The organism is Rhodovulum marinum (assembly GCF_004343075.1).
Classification (GTDB): domain Bacteria; phylum Pseudomonadota; class Alphaproteobacteria; order Rhodobacterales; family Rhodobacteraceae; genus Rhodovulum; species Rhodovulum marinum.
Genome location: NZ_SLXP01000015.1, coordinates 1 through 17,336, shown reverse-complemented (window position 1 = coordinate 17,336; position 17,336 = coordinate 1). Strand labels below are relative to the sequence as shown.

General features: G+C 65.7%; 17 protein-coding genes. 3 read left to right on the top strand and 14 right to left on the bottom strand.

Annotation, left to right across the window (positions count from 1 at the left end; genetic code table 11):
• Positions 1-162 precede the first annotated feature (162 nt).
• A complete protein-coding gene (locus EV662_RS16885) occupies positions 163-1,485 on the top strand; it encodes an ABC1 kinase family protein (RefSeq protein ID WP_132465181.1) in 1,323 nt (440 codons plus the stop codon).
• Between the two features lie 54 nt (positions 1,486-1,539).
• Here the strand turns inward: EV662_RS16885 and dxs are convergent, their stop codons facing one another.
• The 14 genes from dxs to EV662_RS16820 all read right to left on the bottom strand — a co-directional run bounded on the left by dxs (position 1,540) and on the right by EV662_RS16820 (position 14,626).
• A complete protein-coding gene (dxs, locus tag EV662_RS16880) occupies positions 1,540-3,459 on the bottom strand; it encodes a 1-deoxy-D-xylulose-5-phosphate synthase (protein WP_132465179.1) in 1,920 nt (639 codons plus the stop codon).
• Positions 3,460-3,643: 184 nt separating this feature from the next.
• A complete protein-coding gene (gene pufC, locus EV662_RS16875; RefSeq protein ID WP_132465177.1) occupies positions 3,644-4,711 on the bottom strand; it encodes a photosynthetic reaction center cytochrome PufC in 1,068 nt (355 codons plus the stop codon).
• A gap of 2 nt (positions 4,712-4,713) precedes the next feature.
• Positions 4,714-5,682 (bottom strand): photosynthetic reaction center subunit M, encoded by a 969-nt coding sequence (gene pufM / locus EV662_RS16870; protein ID WP_132465175.1) that lies wholly within the window; start codon positions 5,680-5,682, stop codon positions 4,714-4,716.
• Positions 5,682-6,542, bottom strand: a complete 861-nt coding sequence (pufL, locus tag EV662_RS16865) for a photosynthetic reaction center subunit L (protein ID WP_132465173.1) — start codon at positions 6,540-6,542, stop codon at positions 5,682-5,684. Before pufL ends, pufM begins: the two co-directional genes overlap by 1 nt.
• Positions 6,543-6,687: 145 nt before the next feature.
• Positions 6,688-6,852: a light-harvesting antenna LH1, alpha subunit gene (gene pufA / locus EV662_RS16860; RefSeq protein ID WP_042458393.1), complete on the bottom strand. Its 165-nt coding sequence runs from the start codon at positions 6,850-6,852 to the stop codon at positions 6,688-6,690.
• A 14-nt stretch (positions 6,853-6,866) separates the two neighbouring features.
• Complete coding sequence (gene pufB, locus EV662_RS16855; RefSeq protein WP_042458389.1) at positions 6,867-7,013, bottom strand: light-harvesting antenna LH1, beta subunit; 147 nt, start codon at positions 7,011-7,013, stop codon at positions 6,867-6,869.
• Between the two features lie 127 nt (positions 7,014-7,140).
• Complete coding sequence (gene pufQ, locus EV662_RS16850; protein ID WP_132465171.1) at positions 7,141-7,362, bottom strand: cytochrome PufQ; 222 nt, start codon at positions 7,360-7,362, stop codon at positions 7,141-7,143.
• On the bottom strand, positions 7,359-8,840 hold the full coding sequence (bchZ, locus tag EV662_RS16845) for a chlorophyllide a reductase subunit Z (protein WP_132465169.1): 1,482 nt from the start codon (positions 8,838-8,840) through the stop codon (positions 7,359-7,361). The genes pufQ and bchZ overlap by 4 nt, the downstream gene beginning before the upstream one ends.
• Positions 8,840-10,423, bottom strand: coding sequence for a chlorophyllide a reductase subunit Y (bchY, locus tag EV662_RS16840; protein ID WP_132465166.1), 1,584 nt, complete (start codon positions 10,421-10,423; stop codon positions 8,840-8,842). The genes bchZ and bchY overlap by 1 nt, the downstream gene beginning before the upstream one ends.
• Positions 10,420-10,557, bottom strand: a complete 138-nt coding sequence (locus EV662_RS19645; RefSeq protein WP_165915639.1) for a hypothetical protein — start codon at positions 10,555-10,557, stop codon at positions 10,420-10,422. Before EV662_RS19645 ends, bchY begins: the two co-directional genes overlap by 4 nt.
• On the bottom strand, positions 10,550-11,551 hold the full coding sequence (locus EV662_RS16835) for a chlorophyllide a reductase iron protein subunit X (RefSeq protein ID WP_132465163.1): 1,002 nt from the start codon (positions 11,549-11,551) through the stop codon (positions 10,550-10,552). The genes EV662_RS19645 and EV662_RS16835 overlap by 8 nt, the downstream gene beginning before the upstream one ends.
• On the bottom strand, positions 11,541-12,488 hold the full coding sequence (gene bchC, locus EV662_RS16830; protein WP_132465160.1) for a chlorophyll synthesis pathway protein BchC: 948 nt from the start codon (positions 12,486-12,488) through the stop codon (positions 11,541-11,543). The genes EV662_RS16835 and bchC overlap by 11 nt, the downstream gene beginning before the upstream one ends.
• Before the next feature lie 123 nt (positions 12,489-12,611).
• Positions 12,612-13,760: a methyltransferase gene (locus tag EV662_RS16825; protein WP_132465157.1), complete on the bottom strand. Its 1,149-nt coding sequence runs from the start codon at positions 13,758-13,760 to the stop codon at positions 12,612-12,614.
• On the bottom strand, positions 13,757-14,626 hold the full coding sequence (locus EV662_RS16820) for a polyprenyl synthetase family protein (RefSeq protein WP_132465154.1): 870 nt from the start codon (positions 14,624-14,626) through the stop codon (positions 13,757-13,759). Before EV662_RS16820 ends, EV662_RS16825 begins: the two co-directional genes overlap by 4 nt.
• A gap of 128 nt (positions 14,627-14,754) precedes the next feature.
• On the opposite strand from EV662_RS16820, the gene crtD reads away from it, so the two are divergent.
• A complete protein-coding gene (crtD, locus tag EV662_RS16815; protein WP_132465151.1) occupies positions 14,755-16,290 on the top strand; it encodes a 1-hydroxycarotenoid 3,4-desaturase CrtD in 1,536 nt (511 codons plus the stop codon).
• Positions 16,287-17,162, top strand: a complete 876-nt coding sequence (gene crtC / locus EV662_RS16810; protein WP_279533257.1) for a carotenoid 1,2-hydratase — start codon at positions 16,287-16,289, stop codon at positions 17,160-17,162. Before crtD ends, crtC begins: the two co-directional genes overlap by 4 nt.
• Positions 17,163-17,336 lie beyond the last annotated feature (174 nt).

Genomic DNA, 17,336 nt, shown 5'->3' with positions numbered 1-17,336 from the left:
GACCTGACCCGTTTTCCTGCCTTTTCGTCCCTGCCTACCTAGTGCTTTGCGCGCCGGGATCACGCCCCACGCGTTGCACGTTCGGGTTTTGTGCCTATGTCACAGCGAAACCGGCTGCGGCGGGATAGGGTCGCGGCTTCACACCCCCCAAAGGATTCCGCCATGGCCGACCCGAAACCCGATTCCCGTGCCCTTGCCGTTCCCAGTGGCCGGCTGAACCGGTTGGCGCGCTTTGGCGCGCTGACCTCGAACATCGCGGGCAACATGGCGCTGCACGGGGCGCGGCAGGTGGCGCAGGGCAAACGGCCCAAGGCGTCGGACCTGCTGCTGACGCCAGCCAACGCGCGCAAGGTGGCCGACCAGTTGGCCCATATGCGAGGCGCCGCGATGAAGGTGGGGCAGCTGATCTCGATGGATGCGGGCGACATGCTGCCGCCCGAACTGGCCGATATCATGGCCCGGCTGCGGGCGGATGCCCATTACATGCCGGGCGGGCAGTTGAAAAAGGTGCTGAACGATGCCTGGGGCGAGGGCTGGCTGAAACGGTTCGACAAGTTCCAGGTGCGACCCATCGCGGCGGCCTCGATCGGACAGGTGCACCGGGCACATACGAAGGATGGGCGCGACCTGGCGATCAAGGTGCAGTACCCTGGCGTGCGCCGGTCGATCGACAGCGATGTGAACAACGTGGCCGCACTTATGCGGTTCTCGGGCGTGATGCCCAAGGAGCTGGACATCGCGCCGATGCTGGACGAGGCCAAGCGCCAGCTGCACGAAGAGGCCGATTACGAACGCGAGGGCCGCTATATGCGCCGGTTCGGCGAGTTGCTGGCCGACGCACCCGATTTCGTCGTGCCGAAACTGCAAGAAGACCTGACCACGCGCGACGTCCTTGCGATGGATTTCGTCGAGGGCGCTGCGATCGAGTCGCTGACGGACGCCCCGCAAGAGGAGCGCGACCGGGTGATGGCGCTGTTGATCGGCCTGCTGTTCCGCGAACTGTTCGAGTTCCGCCTGATGCAGACCGACCCGAATTTTGCCAATTACCGCTATCAGCCCGAAACCGGGCGCGTGATCCTGCTGGATTTCGGCGCCTCACGCGATTTCTCGCCCGAGATGGCCGACCAGTTCCGGGCGCTGATGCGGGCGGGGCTGTCGGGCGACCGCGACGCGGTGCGCCGCGCGATCCTGGATATCGGGTTCTTCGCCGAGGATACGGCAGCGCATCACCAGGACACGATGCTGAACATGTTCGAGATGTCCATGGAACCGCTGCGCCAGCCCGGCGCGTTCGATTTCGCGCAGAACGACCTGGCGATGCGGATGCGCGATGCTGGCATGGAACTGGGTGCGGACCGCGATTTCTGGCACATCCCGCCGATGGACACGCTGTTCATGCAGCGCAAGTTCGGCGGCATCTACCTGCTGGCCAGCCGGCTGAAGGCGCGGGTGGACCTGCGCGCGATCATCGAACCGTATCTCTGAAACGGCGCAAGGCCCCGTCCGCGGACGGGGCCTTGTCGTTTTCGGCCCGGCCGGTCAGGCGCTGGCGGCGCCGAACCGTGCCGCCGCGATGCCCAGCGCCTCGAGCCCGGTATTGGCGATGTCCCGCGCGGTCAGACCCGCCTCGGCATACATCGCCTCGGGGCTGGCCTGTTCGATGAAGGTATCAGGCAGGGTCATCGTGCGGATCGACAGCCCGCGATCCAGCCGCCCGGTCCGCGCCAGCCAGTGCAACACCAGCGCGCCGAAACCGCCCTCGGCGCCGTGTTCCACGGTCACCAACGCCTCGTGCTCTTTCACGAGACGCGCCACCAGGTCGGTGTCGAAGGGCTTGGCGAACCGGGCATCGGCCACGGTGACCGACACGCCGCGCGCCTCCAGCTCTTCGGCGGCCCTCAGACAATCGACCAGCGGTGCACCCAGGGACAGAAGCGCCAGCTTGGTGCCCTCCTTGACGATGCGGCCTTTGCCGATTTCGAGGATTTGGCCGCGTTCGGGCATTTCGACGCCGACGCCCTCGCCCCGCGGATAACGGAAGGCGATGGGACCCTCGTCATAAGCGGCCGCGGTAGCAACCATATGCACCAGTTCGGCCTCGTCACCCGCGGCCATCACGGTCATCCCCGGCAGGTTCGACAGGAAGGCCACGTCGAAGGCGCCAGCATGGGTCGAGCCGTCCGCGCCCACGAGACCCGCCCGGTCGATGCAGAACCGCACCGGTAGGTTTTGCAGCACCACGTCATGCACGATCTGGTCATAGCCGCGCTGCAGGAAGGTCGAGTAGATCGCACAGAACGGGCGCAGCCCCGCCGCGGCCATGCCACCGGCGAAGGTCACCGCGTGCTGTTCGGCAATGCCCACGTCAAAGACGCGCTGCGGGAACCGGTCCTGCATGATGTTCAGCCCGGTGCCCGAGGGCATCGCGGCGGTGATCGCCACCACGCGCGGGTCGCGCGCGGCCTCGGCCGTCAGAGTCTTGCCGAAGACCGAGGTGTAGCTGGGCGCGTTGGGCTGGCTTTTCGCCTGCGCGCCGGACGCCACGTCGAATTTCGACACGCCGTGGCCCCGGTCGGCCGAGGTTTCGGCCGGCTTGTAGCCCTTGCCCTTGACCGTGCAGACATGGATCAGCGTCGGCCCCGAGGCCCGCGCGCGCGCCGCGCGCAGCACGGTCAACAGTTGGTCCATGTCATGGCCGTCGATCGGGCCGATATAATCGAATCCCAGTTCCTCGAACAGCGTGCCGCCGCCGGGGAAACCGGTGACCAGCTGACGGGCGCGGCGCGCGCCCTCGCGGATCGGTCCGGGCAGGACGGCCTCGAAATCCTCGGCCATGTCCTTGAGCTTGCCCAGCGGCGTATCGCCGTAAAGGCCCGAGAGATATTTCGACATCGCGCCCACGGGCGGTGCGATCGACATCTCGTTGTCGTTCAGGATGACGAACATCCGCCGCTTTTCATGGCCGGCATTGTTCAGCGCCTCGTAGGCCATGCCCGCCGAGATCGAGCCATCACCGATCACCGCGATGGCATCGCCCGTGGGCTGGCCCATGTCGCGCCCGACGGTAAAGCCCAGCGCCGCCGAGATCGAGGTGGACGAGTGGCCCGCCCCGAAGGCGTCATATTCGCTTTCGGACCGCTTGCAGAACCCGGCCAGCCCGCCACCCTGGCGCAGCGTGTGCATGCGGTCGCGGCGGCCGGTCAGGATCTTGTGGGGATAGCACTGGTGGCTGACATCCCAGACCAGCTTGTCGAAGGGGGTGTTGAAGACCGCGTGCAGCGCGACCGTCAGTTCCACCACGCCCAGCGACGAACCCAGGTGCCCGCCGGTCTGCGCCACGACCGAGATCACCTCTTGGCGCACATCGCGCGCAAGCTGGGTCAGCTCGGACTTGGTCATGCCCTTCAGGTCGGCCGGGCCGGCGACGCGGTCCAGCATAGGTGTCGGGGCCTTGTTCATTGGTCTTCTCCCGCGCGTTTCTCATTAAAAAAGCGCCGTGTGGACACGTCTCCACACGGCGCCAGTGTCCTGTGTCTGACAGGAAGGGAACCGGGGTGTGGAGGCCCCGAATACCGGGCCCCGCAAGGGACCCGATCCCGTTCGGGCGGCCGGCGCGCCTGGCGCCGCCCGCCCGTAAGTCCGTTTACTCGACCGGGGCGGCCAGTTCCGGCCACTCGGCGACCATGTCGCGCCCGTTCAGCGGGCTGACGACGCCCATGTGGCAGGTCATGCAGTTCACCTTGCCCGACTCGCGGCCCAGGACCTCGGAGCGGGGCTCGTAGAAGGTCTGGTTGATGTCGATGGTCATCTGCTGCGCGAGCGTGGTGATCGACCACTGCGGCGTCACCTGGGTCGGATCGTAGAACGCCCGGGTGTTGTGGCAGTAGACGCAGTTCACGTTGAGCGCGTTCGACTGATGGTTCATCAGGCTGAAGGTGCGCTCGGCGTCCTGCCAGGTCGGATCGCCAGGCTGCTGGGCGACGCGGCTTTCAAGGTCGTGGACCTTGATCGAGTTGCCGTCCAGCAGGAACTTTTCGACCGCGTCCACCGGCAGCGAGGTGAAGTTGCTCTGGGTGTAGGTGTTGCCCACCATCACCCGGTTCTGCACCGCCGCCCAGCCGGCCGCGGCCGAGTTGACCGCGCCCGCCTTGAACCATGCGCCCGGAGGCGTGGGTTCGCCACGGTGGCAGGTATAGCAGTTCACCCCACGGCCATCGGAGGCCAGGTTGTGGGTATCCCAGGAGTCGTTGAGATACTGGGTGGCCTCGACGCAGTTCTTGGTGATCGCCAGCGTGGTCTCGTCGACCTCGCCATCGTCATAAAGAACCACCTTGGTGCCAACCCAGGCGCTCATCGCTTCCTGGAGCCGGTCGAAATTGGCCTGGTCCATGTCGCCGAACGCCACGACACTGTCCCCGTAGGCCTCGGCCGCGGTCGGGGTGCCTTCCGGCGCCTCGACCCGCGGGAAGGCCACGTAGCTTTCCTCGTAGGGATCGTACTGGGGGTTGTCGCGCACGAACTTCGTCACGTCCATGCCGATGCCACGCGGGCCGGTCTGCTGGTCCGTGGTCCGGTTCGGGTTGTCGTAGACCACGATGATCGTCGCGATCGCCACGGCCGAGGCCACCGTCCCGGCGAGGATCCCGGGCCCCTTGAGGTCCGTGGGGTTGTCATCGCTCCACTTGTAGAACCATTTCGGGAACTTCAGCATGCTCAGCCTCCTTGACCGGTATAGGCTTCATAGCCGTACGGTTCCATGTAGGTCGGAGCGAAGTTGTGCTCCTGGGCCCAGATGAACCAGTTGTCGACGACCGTGCCGGTGAGCAGGATGCCGATCCCGCCGGTCAGCGGGGTCAGAACCGCGAACCACCAGGCCCAGCGGTGGATGCCTTCCATCGTGGCGTTGAAGCCCATGGTCCAGCGCCAGAACAGCGCCGCACGCTCGGCCGCGGTACCGCGGTCGTAGATCTGCTCCAGCTCGCGGTCGCCGCCGAAGCGGGTGACGGCGAGAATGGTGCCGCCATGCATCGCGAAGAGCAGGGCAGAGCCATAGAGGAACGCGATCGAAAGCGCGTGGAAGGGGTTGTAGTAGAGGTTGCCGTACCGGATCGAGAAGGCCGTCGTCCAGTCAAGGTGCGGGAAGATACCGTAAGGCACCATTTCCGACCAGGACCCCATCAGGAGCGGGCGGAAGAAGCCCAGCACCATGAAGAGCCAGATCGCGGCAAGGAACGCCCAGGCGATGTGCTTGCCCATCTTGTGTTCGACGGCAAGCGAGTAGGTCCGCCACCACCAGGCCCAGACCGAGATCAGCAGGAAGAAGCTGGCGATCATGTACCAGCCGCCATCCTGAAGCGGCGGAATGCGCAGCCCGTATTCGGGGCTGGGCGGTTCAAGCGCCAGCCAGAAGCCCTGGCGCAGGAACTGGACGATCGACCAGTCCACCTGGGCCAGCATGTTGAGGCCGATGATGAGGAAGGCCCAGGCCCCGGCGAAGATCGAGATCACGCCCGCATAACCGAGATAGATGGGACCAAGCTGGGCGTTGCCGAACCAGCCGAGGATCGGGAAGTTGCCGATGCCGCCGACCCGCTCCTCCATCATGTTGTTGGCGTTGTCCATGCCCCAGTCGCCAGGTCCCTTGACCTGCACCTGGGTGAAGATGTTCTGATACTCAGCCATTATTGGAAAACTCCCCCTTCGAGGGCCGGGGTCGCTTCCGGCCAGATGGGCAGGTTGCTCCACCACGTCCACCATTCGGGCCAGCCTTCAGTCCAGAGCGGGCCAGAGATGATGATGCAGACAGCAGAGAAGAAGACCGCGTTGATGGCCAGCAGCCAGCCGATGCGGTGAATGCCCAGCGTGCCGATCGAGTAGCCGATGAAGTCACGGAAGAAGGTGTCTTCGTGGTCCGGCGTCTTGGCCTCTTCGCCCTTTTCGGGGTTACAGGCCGACAGGATCAGGCCACCATGCAGCGCCAGTGCCAGACAGGTGCCGAAGAACAGCGACACGGCAAGCATGTGGGCAGGGTTGTAGTGGAAGTGCAGATAGGCGTAGCCGGTGTTCGACACCCAGTCCAGGTGACTGAAGATGCCATAGGGGAAACCGTAGCCCCAGGCGCCCAGCAGAAGCGGGCGGAACACCACCAGCGTCACATAGGCCAGGATCGCGAACGCGAACGCGATCGGGACGTGATAGCCCATGCCGAGCTTGCGGGAGATTTCCACCTCTCGGAGCGCCCAGCTCACGAAGGCGCCAATGGCGCACAGCGTGATGAATTGCCAAAGCCCGCCCTCTGCGAGGGGCGCGATGCTAAGGCCGTAACTGATGTCGGGCGGCGCGATATGGATGGTCCACGGGTTGAACGTGCCCTGCAGGGCCGCCCCCCAGAAGATCATCGCCGTTCCCAGGGCGGCGAAGAAGACTGTCGTCACTCCGAAGAAGCCTACGTAGAAAGGCCCCACCCAAAAGTCGAACAGATCGCCACCGATGAGCGTCCCTCCACGGACGCGATACTTTCTCTCAAAACTGAGCAGTGCCATCGTCTGTCTCCGCAAATGGCGGCCGTGTCCGTCCGGGCCTCAGCCGTCCTTTTTTCTTCGTGGTCGCCGCGGGCGGGAGATCGGGGCTCCCGCCCGCAGCTGATGGTGTCACTTCCGACTGCTCACATCCGGAAGGCACGGTCGCTTACGCGCCAGCGGCCTTCTCGGCGGCGATCGTCAGCCAGTTGAAGTAGTCCGTGCTGAGCAGGACGAGGTGAATCATCACAGCCAGCAGGAACAGGAAGACGCCCTGCGCAACGAGCACGCGACGGGGGTCGAAGATCATCCAGATCTTGTAGAATTTTGCCATTTCTCAGGTCCTCCTCAGAGCCACGGGCGCCAGATGTACACTGCCAGGTGAGCCAGGACAGCAACGGCCGAGAACAGCCAAAGTCCGCTCATGTAGACAGCGTGGATTTCTTGCGCCTGCTCGTCGGTGAGGCCCGTGAACGACACGTCAGATTCAGCCATAAACTTTCCTCCGGATCGTCAGACTGATGCCGCGCACCCCGGCGGCCGGGTTCCGGCAGGGCATCGTGCCCGGCCAGTTACTCGCCCAACCGGGGGGGTGGGCGAATTCTGGAAACTGCCTGACCATTCAGGCAGAAAAGATCATGGGCGTGATGATCCGCGCCTGGCTCCAGGCGCGGGCGATCGGGCCCTTGGTTTTCAGATCACCGTTCCGCAGCACAGACAGCAGCGTGGCGATCAACGCCAGCGGCAGCGCCGCAAGGAAGATGATGCTGAAGTAGACCGCGAACTCCGCTTTCGGCGGCCGATGCGCGCGCGTCACATGGACGTCGGAAGTCTGGTCGGTCATGCGTTCTCTCCTTTGACAAGGCGTTCGAAACCGGCGGGCGCAAGCGCCTCGACGGTCTCCCGCACCACCCGCTCGGCCCCCTGCTCAAGCGCAGCCTTCTCGGCGGCATCGCGCAGGGATTTCGCGGCGGAAATGCGGGTAAGCACCGGGTGTTCGGCCACGATCCGGTCGAGAAGCGCCTGCGCGTCCTCGTCCCAGGGAAAATCGCGGCGAAGCCGGGTCGGGGTTGCCGCGGCCGAGTCCATCTCGGTGCCCAGCGGCAGGATGTGGAAGAGCGCATCGAAAAGGCCGTTGCACACTTCCTGAACCAGGTAGGTCGCGCCGGCATAGCCCATGAAAGGCGTGCCAGTGGCGCGCCGGATGGCGGCGCCCGGGAACCCGGCGGGGATGAAGGCCGGGCGCGGCCCGTGCCCGGCGCCAAGTTCGGCGAGGTACATCTTTTCGTTGATCGAACCCATTACGACCAGCGGCCGGTTCCGCGCCATCAACGCGCGGACCTCGTCGTTGTCGGTCTTGGCGCCCGGCTTGCGGGCCACCGCAAAGGCGCAGGGAAAACCGAGATCGGTTTCCATGAAGTGGCGCACACCCCGGGCATAGGTTTCGTTCGCGACGATGGCGAAACTGGCCGTGGCGAAAAAGTCCTGCGTCACCGAGCGCCACAGGTCCCAGACCGGCTTGATCGTCGAATGCTTTTCGCGCGCGATGAAGGGCTCGGGGTCGAGGCCCAGCATCTCGCCCAGCTTGCGCAGGAATTTCGTCGTCGAATCGATGCCGATCGGGGCCTGCAGATAGGGCTTGCCCAGCACCTCGGCCAGGCCGCGGCCAAACTCGCGATACATCACGATATTGGCGTCCGCGTTCACCAAGTTGCGCATCTCGGCGAGGTGCGCGCCCAGCGGCATCACCATGTTGACCTCGGCGCCGATGCCTTCGACCAGGCGGCGAATCTCGGCCAGGTCGGACGGCATGTTGAACACGCCGTACATCGGACCCAGGATGTTAACCCGCGGTTTCGCACCTTCTTCGCGCTTTTTCTCCGGGGGCATCCGGCCCTTGGTCATGCCGAACTCGGTGAAGATCCAGGTCATGGCGCGATCCGCGGCTTCCCATTGATCCTCGTCGATGGTGCGCGGCAGGAAACGCTGGATGTTGGTCCCCATCGGCGTCACGCCGCCGCCGATCATCTCGGCGATGGAGCCGGTGACGACCACCGCCGGCAGCGCCGGATCAAGCGTGCCCCAGGCGCGCTTCATCGCGCCTTCGGTACCGTCGCGGCCCAGCTCTTCTTCGCCCAGGCCGGTGACGACGATGGGCAGTTCATGCGGCGGCAGCGCGTCGGTGTAGTGCAGGACCGAGGTGACCGGCAGATTTTCGCATCCGACGGGCCCGTCGATGACGACCTGCAAGCCCTTGACGGCACAGAAGGCATAAACCGCCCCCCAGTACCCTCCGGCTCTGTCGTGATCCTGGACCAACATCAGATCATCTCCTGCGCCTTCTCGGCGCGCAATTTTTTCTCAAGCTTCTTCTGGTGGGCTGCCCTGAACTCCGGATGGAGATTCGGTTCACCTTCCCAGACGCCAGAGGTGTCTCCCTCGCCGACACCTTCGAAGAATTCTTTCATCGACGCCATGCGTCCCTTGTTCGCAATCGCCGCATTCACGACTTGCGCAAGGCTGCCCGCCCCGGCAGGGCCCATCAGCGGACGGGCCGAGATCAGGTTGGTGAAGTAGAGGGCGGGAATCGCCAGTTCCTTGGCGTGCTGCACGACCGGCGTGGTGCCGATGGCGAGATCCGGCTTGATCGCATCCACGGCGGCCTTGTCGTCCTCGAGCGAGGCGCGGAACTGCACCTTCACACCCTTGGATTCCAGCCAGTCGCGATCGGCTTCGGACTGCTTTGTTTTCGGGCAAGCCGTTCCAACATAAGGAACTTTTGCGCCCGACTCGATCAGCAGACGGGCCACCAGAAGTTCGGAACCCTCATAGCCCGACAGCGTGATGGTGCCGTCGATGGGCGCACCGGCAAGCGCACCCTTGATGGCCGGCAGGAAGGCGTTCTGGGCTGCCGCGACCTTGTCGGCGGAAAGGCCGAACGCGTCCCCGATATTGGCGAGCCAGGCCGCCGTTCCGTCGTGCCCGACAGGCGCCGAGCCCACGATCGGGCGACCAGCCGCGTCGAATTCACGCATGGCGGCCGTATAGAACGGATGGATCGCGGCGACCGCCCCGCAGTCGAGTGCGGCATAAAGCTCGCGCCACTCACGACAGGGGACGACAGGGCCGCAAGCCAGGCCCAGCGGGTCCAGCATCTGGCCGATCACGATCGGATCGGCGGGGAACATCTCGCCCAGAAGCGTGACGGTCGGCCGGTCGGATACGCCACCCTCGGGGGCGGCGACGGGGCCGGCCTCGGCCTCCTTGCGGGCGTAGTTCAACATGGCACCGGCAAGGACGTCCTTGGCCTCGGCATGGGTCGGGATACCGAATCCCGGCACGTCGATCCCGACGATCCGCACGCCGTTGATTTCATCGGGCAAAAGCCGCAGCGGCACGCCCGAGGCGGTCGGCACGCAGAGATTCGTAACCACCACCGCGTCATAGCGGTCGGGGTCCGCCAGTTCGTGGACCGCATCGCGGATGTCCTCGAACAGCTTGCCGGTGACCAGCGTTTCAGAGCTGAACGGCACGTAGCCCACCGAGCGGCGGGCGCCGTAGAAGTGGCTGACGAAAGTCAGGCCGTAGACGCAGCAGGCAGAGCCCGAAAGCACGGTCGCCACGCGCCGCATGCGCAGCCCGACGCGCAGGCTGCCGAAGGCCGGGCACATGCTTTGCGGCTTGTCGTGCGGGCCGTGCGGATAGTCTTTTGCATACTGGTCGAGAATGTCGGACTTGCCCGCCATGCGGGCCGCCTTGTCCATCTCGGCCGCTCCGGCATGGCACCCCATGCCGTCGCCCAACGCCGGGTCGGCGCCCGCTGCGGGAGGGTTTCCGGCCTCCCGCGGCGTGCCCTCGATCACCTCGGCGGTGTGGGCCTCGTCGTATTTGACCTCTTCGGTCATGCGTCCTCCAGTTCGCGCTGGGGCGCCGCCTCCCGGACGGGCGCCCCTTGGAGTTCGTCGGTTTCGGGGTGATCGTGGTGCTCGAGCGCGTGCAGCGCGTCGTCCCAGCGGGCAAGCTCGTCGAGATCAAACATCGTCGTACACCACTTCGAGGGACTTCTTGGGCTTGGCGTCCTTGCCGCGCATGTCGGCATCGGTCGCCGGAACCAATTCGAAATCGGCCCCCACGTCCTCGGGCGCGAAAAGGCCCAGAAGCCCATCGTTATCCAAGGGCTTCGGCCGGATCGGCGGCGCCACGGCCACGGCTTCGGCCAGCGCGCCGAACAACTCGCCCCAGGGACCGGCCTTGGTGCCGACGATCTGGTAGTTCGCGGATTTGCGGCGCAGTTCCTCGTCCTGCGGGATCGCCGCCAGAACCGGAATGTCGACAGCCTTGGCAAAGGCCTGCGCCTCGCCGGTGCCGTCATCCTTGTTGATGACCAGGCCCGCGACACCCACGTTACCGCCCAGCTTGCGGAAATATTCCACCGCCGAACAGACGTTGTTGGCGACATAGAGCGACTGCAGGTCGTTCGAGCCGACCAGGATCACTTTCTGCGCCATATCGCGGGCGATCGGCAGGCCGAAGCCGCCGCAGACCACGTCGCCCAGGAAGTCGAGCAGGACATAGTCGAAATCCCAGTCGTGAAAGCCCAGTTTCTCCAGCAGCTCGAAACCGTGGATGATGCCGCGCCCGCCGCAGCCGCGACCGACCTCGGGGCCGCCCAGTTCCATCGCGAAGACGCCGTTCCGCTTGAAGCAGACATCGCCGATCTGGACCTCTTCGCCGGCCAGCTTCTTCTTGGTCGAGGTCTCGATGATCGTGGGGCAGGCCTTGCCGCCGAACAGCAGGCTGGTCGTATCCGATTTCGGGTCGCAACCGATCAGCAGTACACGCTTGCCCTGCTCGGCCATCATGTTGGACAGGTTGGCCAGCGTGAAGGACTTGCCGATGCCGCCCTTGCCATAGATCGCGATGATCTGGGTCTTCTTGGTGGGTTCGGTCACGGGGATTTCATCCAGCGGCTCGTTCGCCTCGTCGCGCAGGCGCTGGTCGATGTCTTTGATATTCGGGACGTCAAGCGTCATGAACGGCTCCCCAGTTCAGGATCATTTTCAGACAGGCAGGATCGTTGAAGGCGGTTTCATAGGCTTCTGCGGCCTTTTCCGCCGGCACGCTGTGGGTAATCAGCCCCCCCAGCGACAATGCTCCGGCTTCCACAAGCTGGCGCGTTGCAATCAGGTCGTCGCGTTCCCATTCGGCGGCGATGCGCAGCCGGGCCTCTTTCATGAAGGCGGGCGGGAAGGCGAAGGAAAGCGGCGCGGTGTAGAACCCCGCCAGGACCACCTCGCCGCCCTTGGCGATGCGGGTGATCAACATGTCGAGCAACGAGCCGACGCCCGAGGCGTCGTAGATCGTGCGATAATCGCGGCGCGGATCCTCGTCGGGATGAATGACCTCATAGCCCTCGGCCCCGCCGGTGCGCGCCGGGTTGATTTCCCACACGGTCGGCGCGGGGGCACCCGCGGCGATGGTCAGCCGGGCCAGCAGCCGGCCCAGAACGCCATGACCCACGATCAGTTCGGGCATCTTCTTGTCGACCCCGGCCAACGCGTGGCGCGCGGTCGCCGCCAGCGCCAAGAGCGCGCCCTCGGCACCCAGCGCCGGGTCGATGCGGGTGACGCGGCTGGCGTCGGTGACCAACCGGCGGGCCGACCCGCCGAACAGGCCGAACGCCCCGTCATAGCAGTTGGCCCCGGGCACGAAGACCCGTTCGCCAACCTTGAAATTCGTCTCGGACCCGGCCTCTACCACCTCGCCCGCGGCCTCGTAGCCGGGGACCAGCGGATAGCCCATGCCCGGGAAGGGCGGCATTTCGCCGGTGTAGAACAGTTTTTCCGTGCCGGTGGAGATGCCGGAATGGGAAATCTCGACCACCAGGTCGCGACTGCCCGGATCCGTCAGCGCCAGCCTGCCAAGCCCAAGCTCCTTGGGGCCTCGAAGGATGACGGCAGTCGTTTCCATGGGCGCTCCCTTCCCGTCCTTATTTCCCCGAGAGACTCGGGACTCACTCATCGGTGATCGGTGTTTGTCAGTTTAAATGGACAGTCCCAAGTGTCAACTTTTTTAGACAGGTTGACAGGGCCATTATGTCGCTCCGGGTTTACGCCCCGTAACGACCGAGGTGACAAAGGCGCGGCGGGTGCGGGGGGTCTCAATCCCTTGAAATCCCGCCTCTTTCATCAGCTCGGCGATCCGCGCCTGCGAACGCGCCTTCCCGGTCTGCATGGCCATGCAGTAGAACGCGAAATAGGCGTCGCCCGCCCGATCGGGGGTAACGCCCCCCGACATCGGTTCGGAAACGATCAACCTCCCCCCCGGGGGCAGCGTCGCGAAAATCTTGGCCATCAGGGCGCGCACGGTCTCGTCGGCATGGTCATAGCAAACCCGGATCAGCGAGATCGCATCGGCGCCCTCGGGCAGCGGATCGTCGCGGAAACTGCCGCCCGTGACGCTGACGCGGCCGGCCATCCCCGCCTCGCGGAACCGCGCCTCGGCGGCGGGCACCACGGCGGGCAGGTCGAACAGCGTCATCTTCAGCGACGGACAAGCCCGCCCCACGGCCGCAAGAAACGCCCCCGTGCCGCCACCCACGTCCAGAAGGTGTGAAATCCCGTCAAAGGAAATCGTGCGGAGCGTCTCCTCGGCCACGAGTGTCTGGCTGTCGGCCATCAGTTTCGAATAGCGCTCGGCCACCTCGGGGTTCTCGGCCGCACCGGCGCCGAAGACATAGGGCCAGAACCGGGCAAGTTCGGTTTCCTTCTCGCCGCGCAGCACGGCGATCGGGTCTTCCATGTCGCGGTAGAACACGTCGTGGTGACGGATCATCCCGATCACGCCCGGAACGCCCAGCAACGCCGCCCCCATGGAGGCAAGCTGATAGCCGCCGCCGACCCGCTCGAACAACCCCAGCGCCGCGGCGGCCTGGCACAGCGCCTCCATCCGGTCGGGCGGAATGCGGCAGCGATTGGCCAGAGCCGCAACCGTCTGCGGCGCATCCCGCATCACCTCGAGCAGGTCGAGTTCGACAACCGCGTACAGCACCTGCGAATAGACGAAGCCCGAGACCAGATCGAACAGCCGCTCGCCCTCGCGCCGGGCATGGCCGCGGGTCAGGGGAAAACGGCTCGCCCAGCTTTGGAACGCGGGCGAGGCGATCTTGCGGTTGCGCCAGCGGCGCCAACTGAACCCGCGCGGGCTGCGCGCGGGCCGGGTATCCGGAACGCTGTCGGTCATTCCGCGGCTTGTCTTGCAGGTGCGGGAATAAGACGTTCGGCCATCATGCGCACCATCTGCGCCAACTGCGCCTCGCCTGGGCAGGACGGGATCGAGGCTATGGCACCGGACAGGATATCCTTGAAGCGCTGCACTGCACCGTCGACGCCCAGTTCGGTCACGGCACTCGGGCGCGCGTTGGCGACGTCCTGGCCTGCGGGCTTGCCCATCTCTTCGGCATCCAGCAGCGCGTCTTTCAGGTCATCGGCAACCTGGAACGCCTCGCCGATGCGGTCGCCCAGCTCTTCCCAGGGCTCGGCCTCGTGGCCCGCCGCGACAGCGCCCATCGACGTGGCCGCGATGAACAGCGCGCCGGTCTTGGCCCGGTGATAGGCGGACAGGTCGATCTTTTCCTCGCTTTCCCAGCCCTGTCCCGCGCAGATGCCAAAGGGCATGCCCGTCCGTTGGCCGAGTATTCGGATCAGTTCGATCGCGCGTTCGCAATCGTGATGCGCGGCCCGCGCCAGCACCTCGAAGCCCGCAACGATCAGGCTGTCGCCGGTCAAAAGCGCCAACGGCTCGCCATAGGCCTTGTGCAGGGCGGGTTTTCCGCGGCGGATGTCCGCGTCGTCAAAACAGGGCATGTCATCATGCACCAGGCTGGCGCAATGGATCAGCTCGATCGAGATCGCGGCCGCATCGGCAAGCCCCGGCTTGTCGTCACCGCAGGCGCGCGCGACGTTCAGGCAGATGGTGGGGCGAATGCGCGCACCGCCCGGCGTGAGGGCATATTCCAGCGCCGAGGCCAGTTTCGGCGGGGCCGCGCCCGCCTGCCCCTCTGCGATCGCACGGCTGATGGCAGTTTCGATCCGCGCCGAGATGTCCATGGATGGCTCCCACTTTCCGGTCTGTCCCGCCGCACCCCTCGCAGGTGTCAGGCTGGCGAGACATTCAAGATTGTAAATCAGGATGGACACTCTATGGTTCCGAGTCAACATTCCTTGAGGTGGATCAAATGGCCGAACCGACAGGGAAAGTCGTGGTGATCGGCGCCGGAATGGGGGGCCTTTCCACCGCGATCCGGCTGGCCCATGCGGGGCTGGATGTCCACGTGGTGGACCGCGCGCCGGTGCCCGGCGGCAAGATGCGCACCATGGCGACGGATGCCGGGCCGGTGGATGCTGGACCTACGGTGATGACCCTGCGCCCGGTCTTTGAAGAGCTGTTCGAAAGCACCGGCGCGCGTTTGACCGATTACGTGACGCTGCACCGCGAAACGGTGCTGGCGCGGCACTGGTGGCATGACGGGTCGTCGCTGGACCTGTTCGCCGACGCGCAGGCCAGCGCCGAGGCCGTCGGCGCCTTTGCCGGCGCCAAGGCGATGCGGGAATTCAGGGCCTTCTGCGCCCGCGCGCAGCGGCTGTACGAAGCGTTCGAAGGGCCGATGATGAAGGCGATCACGCCGTCCCAGGGCGCGCTGACCCGCCACGTTCTGACCCATCCCCGGCTGATCCTGGACATGGCGCCGCACCGCACGCTGGCGCAATCGCTGGGCGCGCAGTTCTCCGACCCCCGGCTGGCCCAGCTGTTCGGACGCTATGCCACCTATGTCGGCGGCTCGCCCTTCCGCAGCCCGGCGATCCTGGGGCTGATCTGGCATGCCGAGGCGCAGGGCGTCTGGCGGGTCGAGGGGGGCATGCACAAGCTGGCCCGCGCGCTGGAGCGCCTCGCCCGCGACAAGGGGGCCGCGTTCACCTTCGGCAATGGCGCCGCGCGGATCGAGACCCGGGACGGCAAGGCCCGCGCCGTGCACCTGGAGGACGGCACCCGCCTGCCCGCCGATATCGTGGTGTTCAACGGCGATCCGGCGGCACTCGGCGCGGGGCTGTTGGGCGAGGCGATGCGCGACACCCTGCCGCGCGATGCCACGCACCCGCGCAGCCTGTCGGCCTATGTCTGGTCTTACGCCGCGCGGCCCAAGGGGCCGGAACTGGTGCATCACAACGTGTTCTTCTGTGACGATCCGCATACCGAGTTCGACCCGATTGCCCGGGGCCATATGCCCGAGGACGGCACGCTCTATATCTGTGCCCAGGACCGGGGCAGCGGGAAGATGCCGCAGGGCCTGGAACGGTTCGAAATCATAATGAATGGCCCACCGATGGCCGACGGAACGCAGGCGACAGACGAGGAGAAAGAGACGTGCCAGACACGCACCTTCGAGACGCTGGCCCGGTTCGGGCTGACCTTCGATCCCAGCCCGGGGACCGAGTGGCTGACGACGCCGCGGCACTTCGCCCGGCTGTTCCCGGCATCGGAAGGTTCCCTTTACGGGCGGAGCCCGCACGGCCTGACAGCCTCGCTGAAGAAACCGACGGCGCGGACCAGGGTGGCGGGGCTGTACCTGGCAGGGGGCGGGGCGCATCCGGGGGCGGGCATCCCCATGGCAACCCTCTCCGGCAGGCACGCGGCCGAGGCGATCTTGATGGACCTTGCTTCGACCTCGAGGTCCCGCCCGACGGCTATGCCTGGTGGTATGTCGACGGTATAAGCCAGGACGGCAGCCAGCAGATTTCCATCATCTCGTTCATCGGGTCGGTGTTTTCGCCCTGGTATCGCTGGTCGGGGCGGAAAAACCCGGAAAACCACTGCTGCATCAACGTCGCGACCTATGGCAAGGGCGGGCGCTGGACGATGACCGACCGGGGCCAGGCGGCGCTCCGGCAGACGCGGAACACGTTCGAGGTTGGGCCGTCCAGGCTGACATGGGCGGGCGGCAAGCTGATCATCGACATCGACGAGCTGGCCTGGCCCCGGATGCACCGGTTGAAGGGGCGTGTAACGGTCACGCCGTCCGCCGTCACCGATGTCGAACTGCCGCTGAAACAGGATGGCAGCCATGTCTGGCGGCCCTTCGCGCCCTCGTCCGAGATCGAGGTCGACCTGAACCAGCCCGGCTGGCAATGGACGGGGCATGGCTATTTCGACGCGAATTTCGGCATCCACGCGTTGGAGGACGATTTCAGCTATTGGACCTGGGGGCGGTTTCCGACCGCCGATAACGGCGCCTATTGCTTTTACGACGCGCATGTGCGCGACGGATCCGACCTGGCGGTGGGGCTGCATTTCGGCGCGGACGGGTCGGCCGAGGTGATCGACGCGCCGCCGCGGACGCGGTTTGCCCGGTCGAAATGGCTGGTCCGACGCGAAACCCGGGCCGATCCGGGCTATACGCCGCGGCAGGTCGCCGACATGCTGGACGCGCCGTTCTACTGCCGCTCGGCGGTTCGAACGCAGGTTTTCGGCGAGGAGATGGTGGGCGTGCACGAGGCCCTGGACCTTGACCGGTTTGCAAGCCCGCTGCTGAAGCCGATGCTGGCGGTCAGGGTGCCGCGACGGGCGGGTTGGACGTTCCAGGACTGAGGGCGCGCGATCCTGTTTCGCCTTGGCTTCGCCAAGGCGACCGAGGGGGGGGGGGGGGGCCCCCCCCCCCCCCCCCAAGAAAAAAAAAAAAAAAAAAAAAAAAAAAAAAAAAAAAATAACAAAAAAAATGTCGGGGCACTCGAGAAAGGGGAAGGGCCCACGACAAGACAAGCA

Coding starts and splice junctions, on each gene's coding strand:
- EV662_RS16885 (WP_132465181.1), top strand. CDS start 163: ATGGCCGACCCGAAACCCGATTCCCGTGCCCTTGCCGTTCCCAGTGGC.
- dxs (WP_132465179.1), bottom strand. CDS start 3,459: ATGAACAAGGCCCCGACACCTATGCTGGACCGCGTCGCCGGCCCGGCC.
- pufC (WP_132465177.1), bottom strand. CDS start 4,711: ATGCTGAAGTTCCCGAAATGGTTCTACAAGTGGAGCGATGACAACCCC.
- pufM (WP_132465175.1), bottom strand. CDS start 5,682: ATGGCTGAGTATCAGAACATCTTCACCCAGGTGCAGGTCAAGGGACCT.
- pufL (WP_132465173.1), bottom strand. CDS start 6,542: ATGGCACTGCTCAGTTTTGAGAGAAAGTATCGCGTCCGTGGAGGGACG.
- pufA (WP_042458393.1), bottom strand. CDS start 6,852: ATGGCAAAATTCTACAAGATCTGGATGATCTTCGACCCCCGTCGCGTG.
- pufB (WP_042458389.1), bottom strand. CDS start 7,013: ATGGCTGAATCTGACGTGTCGTTCACGGGCCTCACCGACGAGCAGGCG.
- pufQ (WP_132465171.1), bottom strand. CDS start 7,362: ATGACCGACCAGACTTCCGACGTCCATGTGACGCGCGCGCATCGGCCG.
- bchZ (WP_132465169.1), bottom strand. CDS start 8,840: ATGTTGGTCCAGGATCACGACAGAGCCGGAGGGTACTGGGGGGCGGTT.
- bchY (WP_132465166.1), bottom strand. CDS start 10,423: ATGACCGAAGAGGTCAAATACGACGAGGCCCACACCGCCGAGGTGATC.
- EV662_RS19645 (WP_165915639.1), bottom strand. CDS start 10,557: ATGTTTGATCTCGACGAGCTTGCCCGCTGGGACGACGCGCTGCACGCG.
- EV662_RS16835 (WP_132465163.1), bottom strand. CDS start 11,551: ATGACGCTTGACGTCCCGAATATCAAAGACATCGACCAGCGCCTGCGC.
- bchC (WP_132465160.1), bottom strand. CDS start 12,488: ATGGAAACGACTGCCGTCATCCTTCGAGGCCCCAAGGAGCTTGGGCTT.
- EV662_RS16825 (WP_132465157.1), bottom strand. CDS start 13,760: ATGACCGACAGCGTTCCGGATACCCGGCCCGCGCGCAGCCCGCGCGGG.
- EV662_RS16820 (WP_132465154.1), bottom strand. CDS start 14,626: ATGGACATCTCGGCGCGGATCGAAACTGCCATCAGCCGTGCGATCGCA.
- crtD (WP_132465151.1), top strand. CDS start 14,755: ATGGCCGAACCGACAGGGAAAGTCGTGGTGATCGGCGCCGGAATGGGG.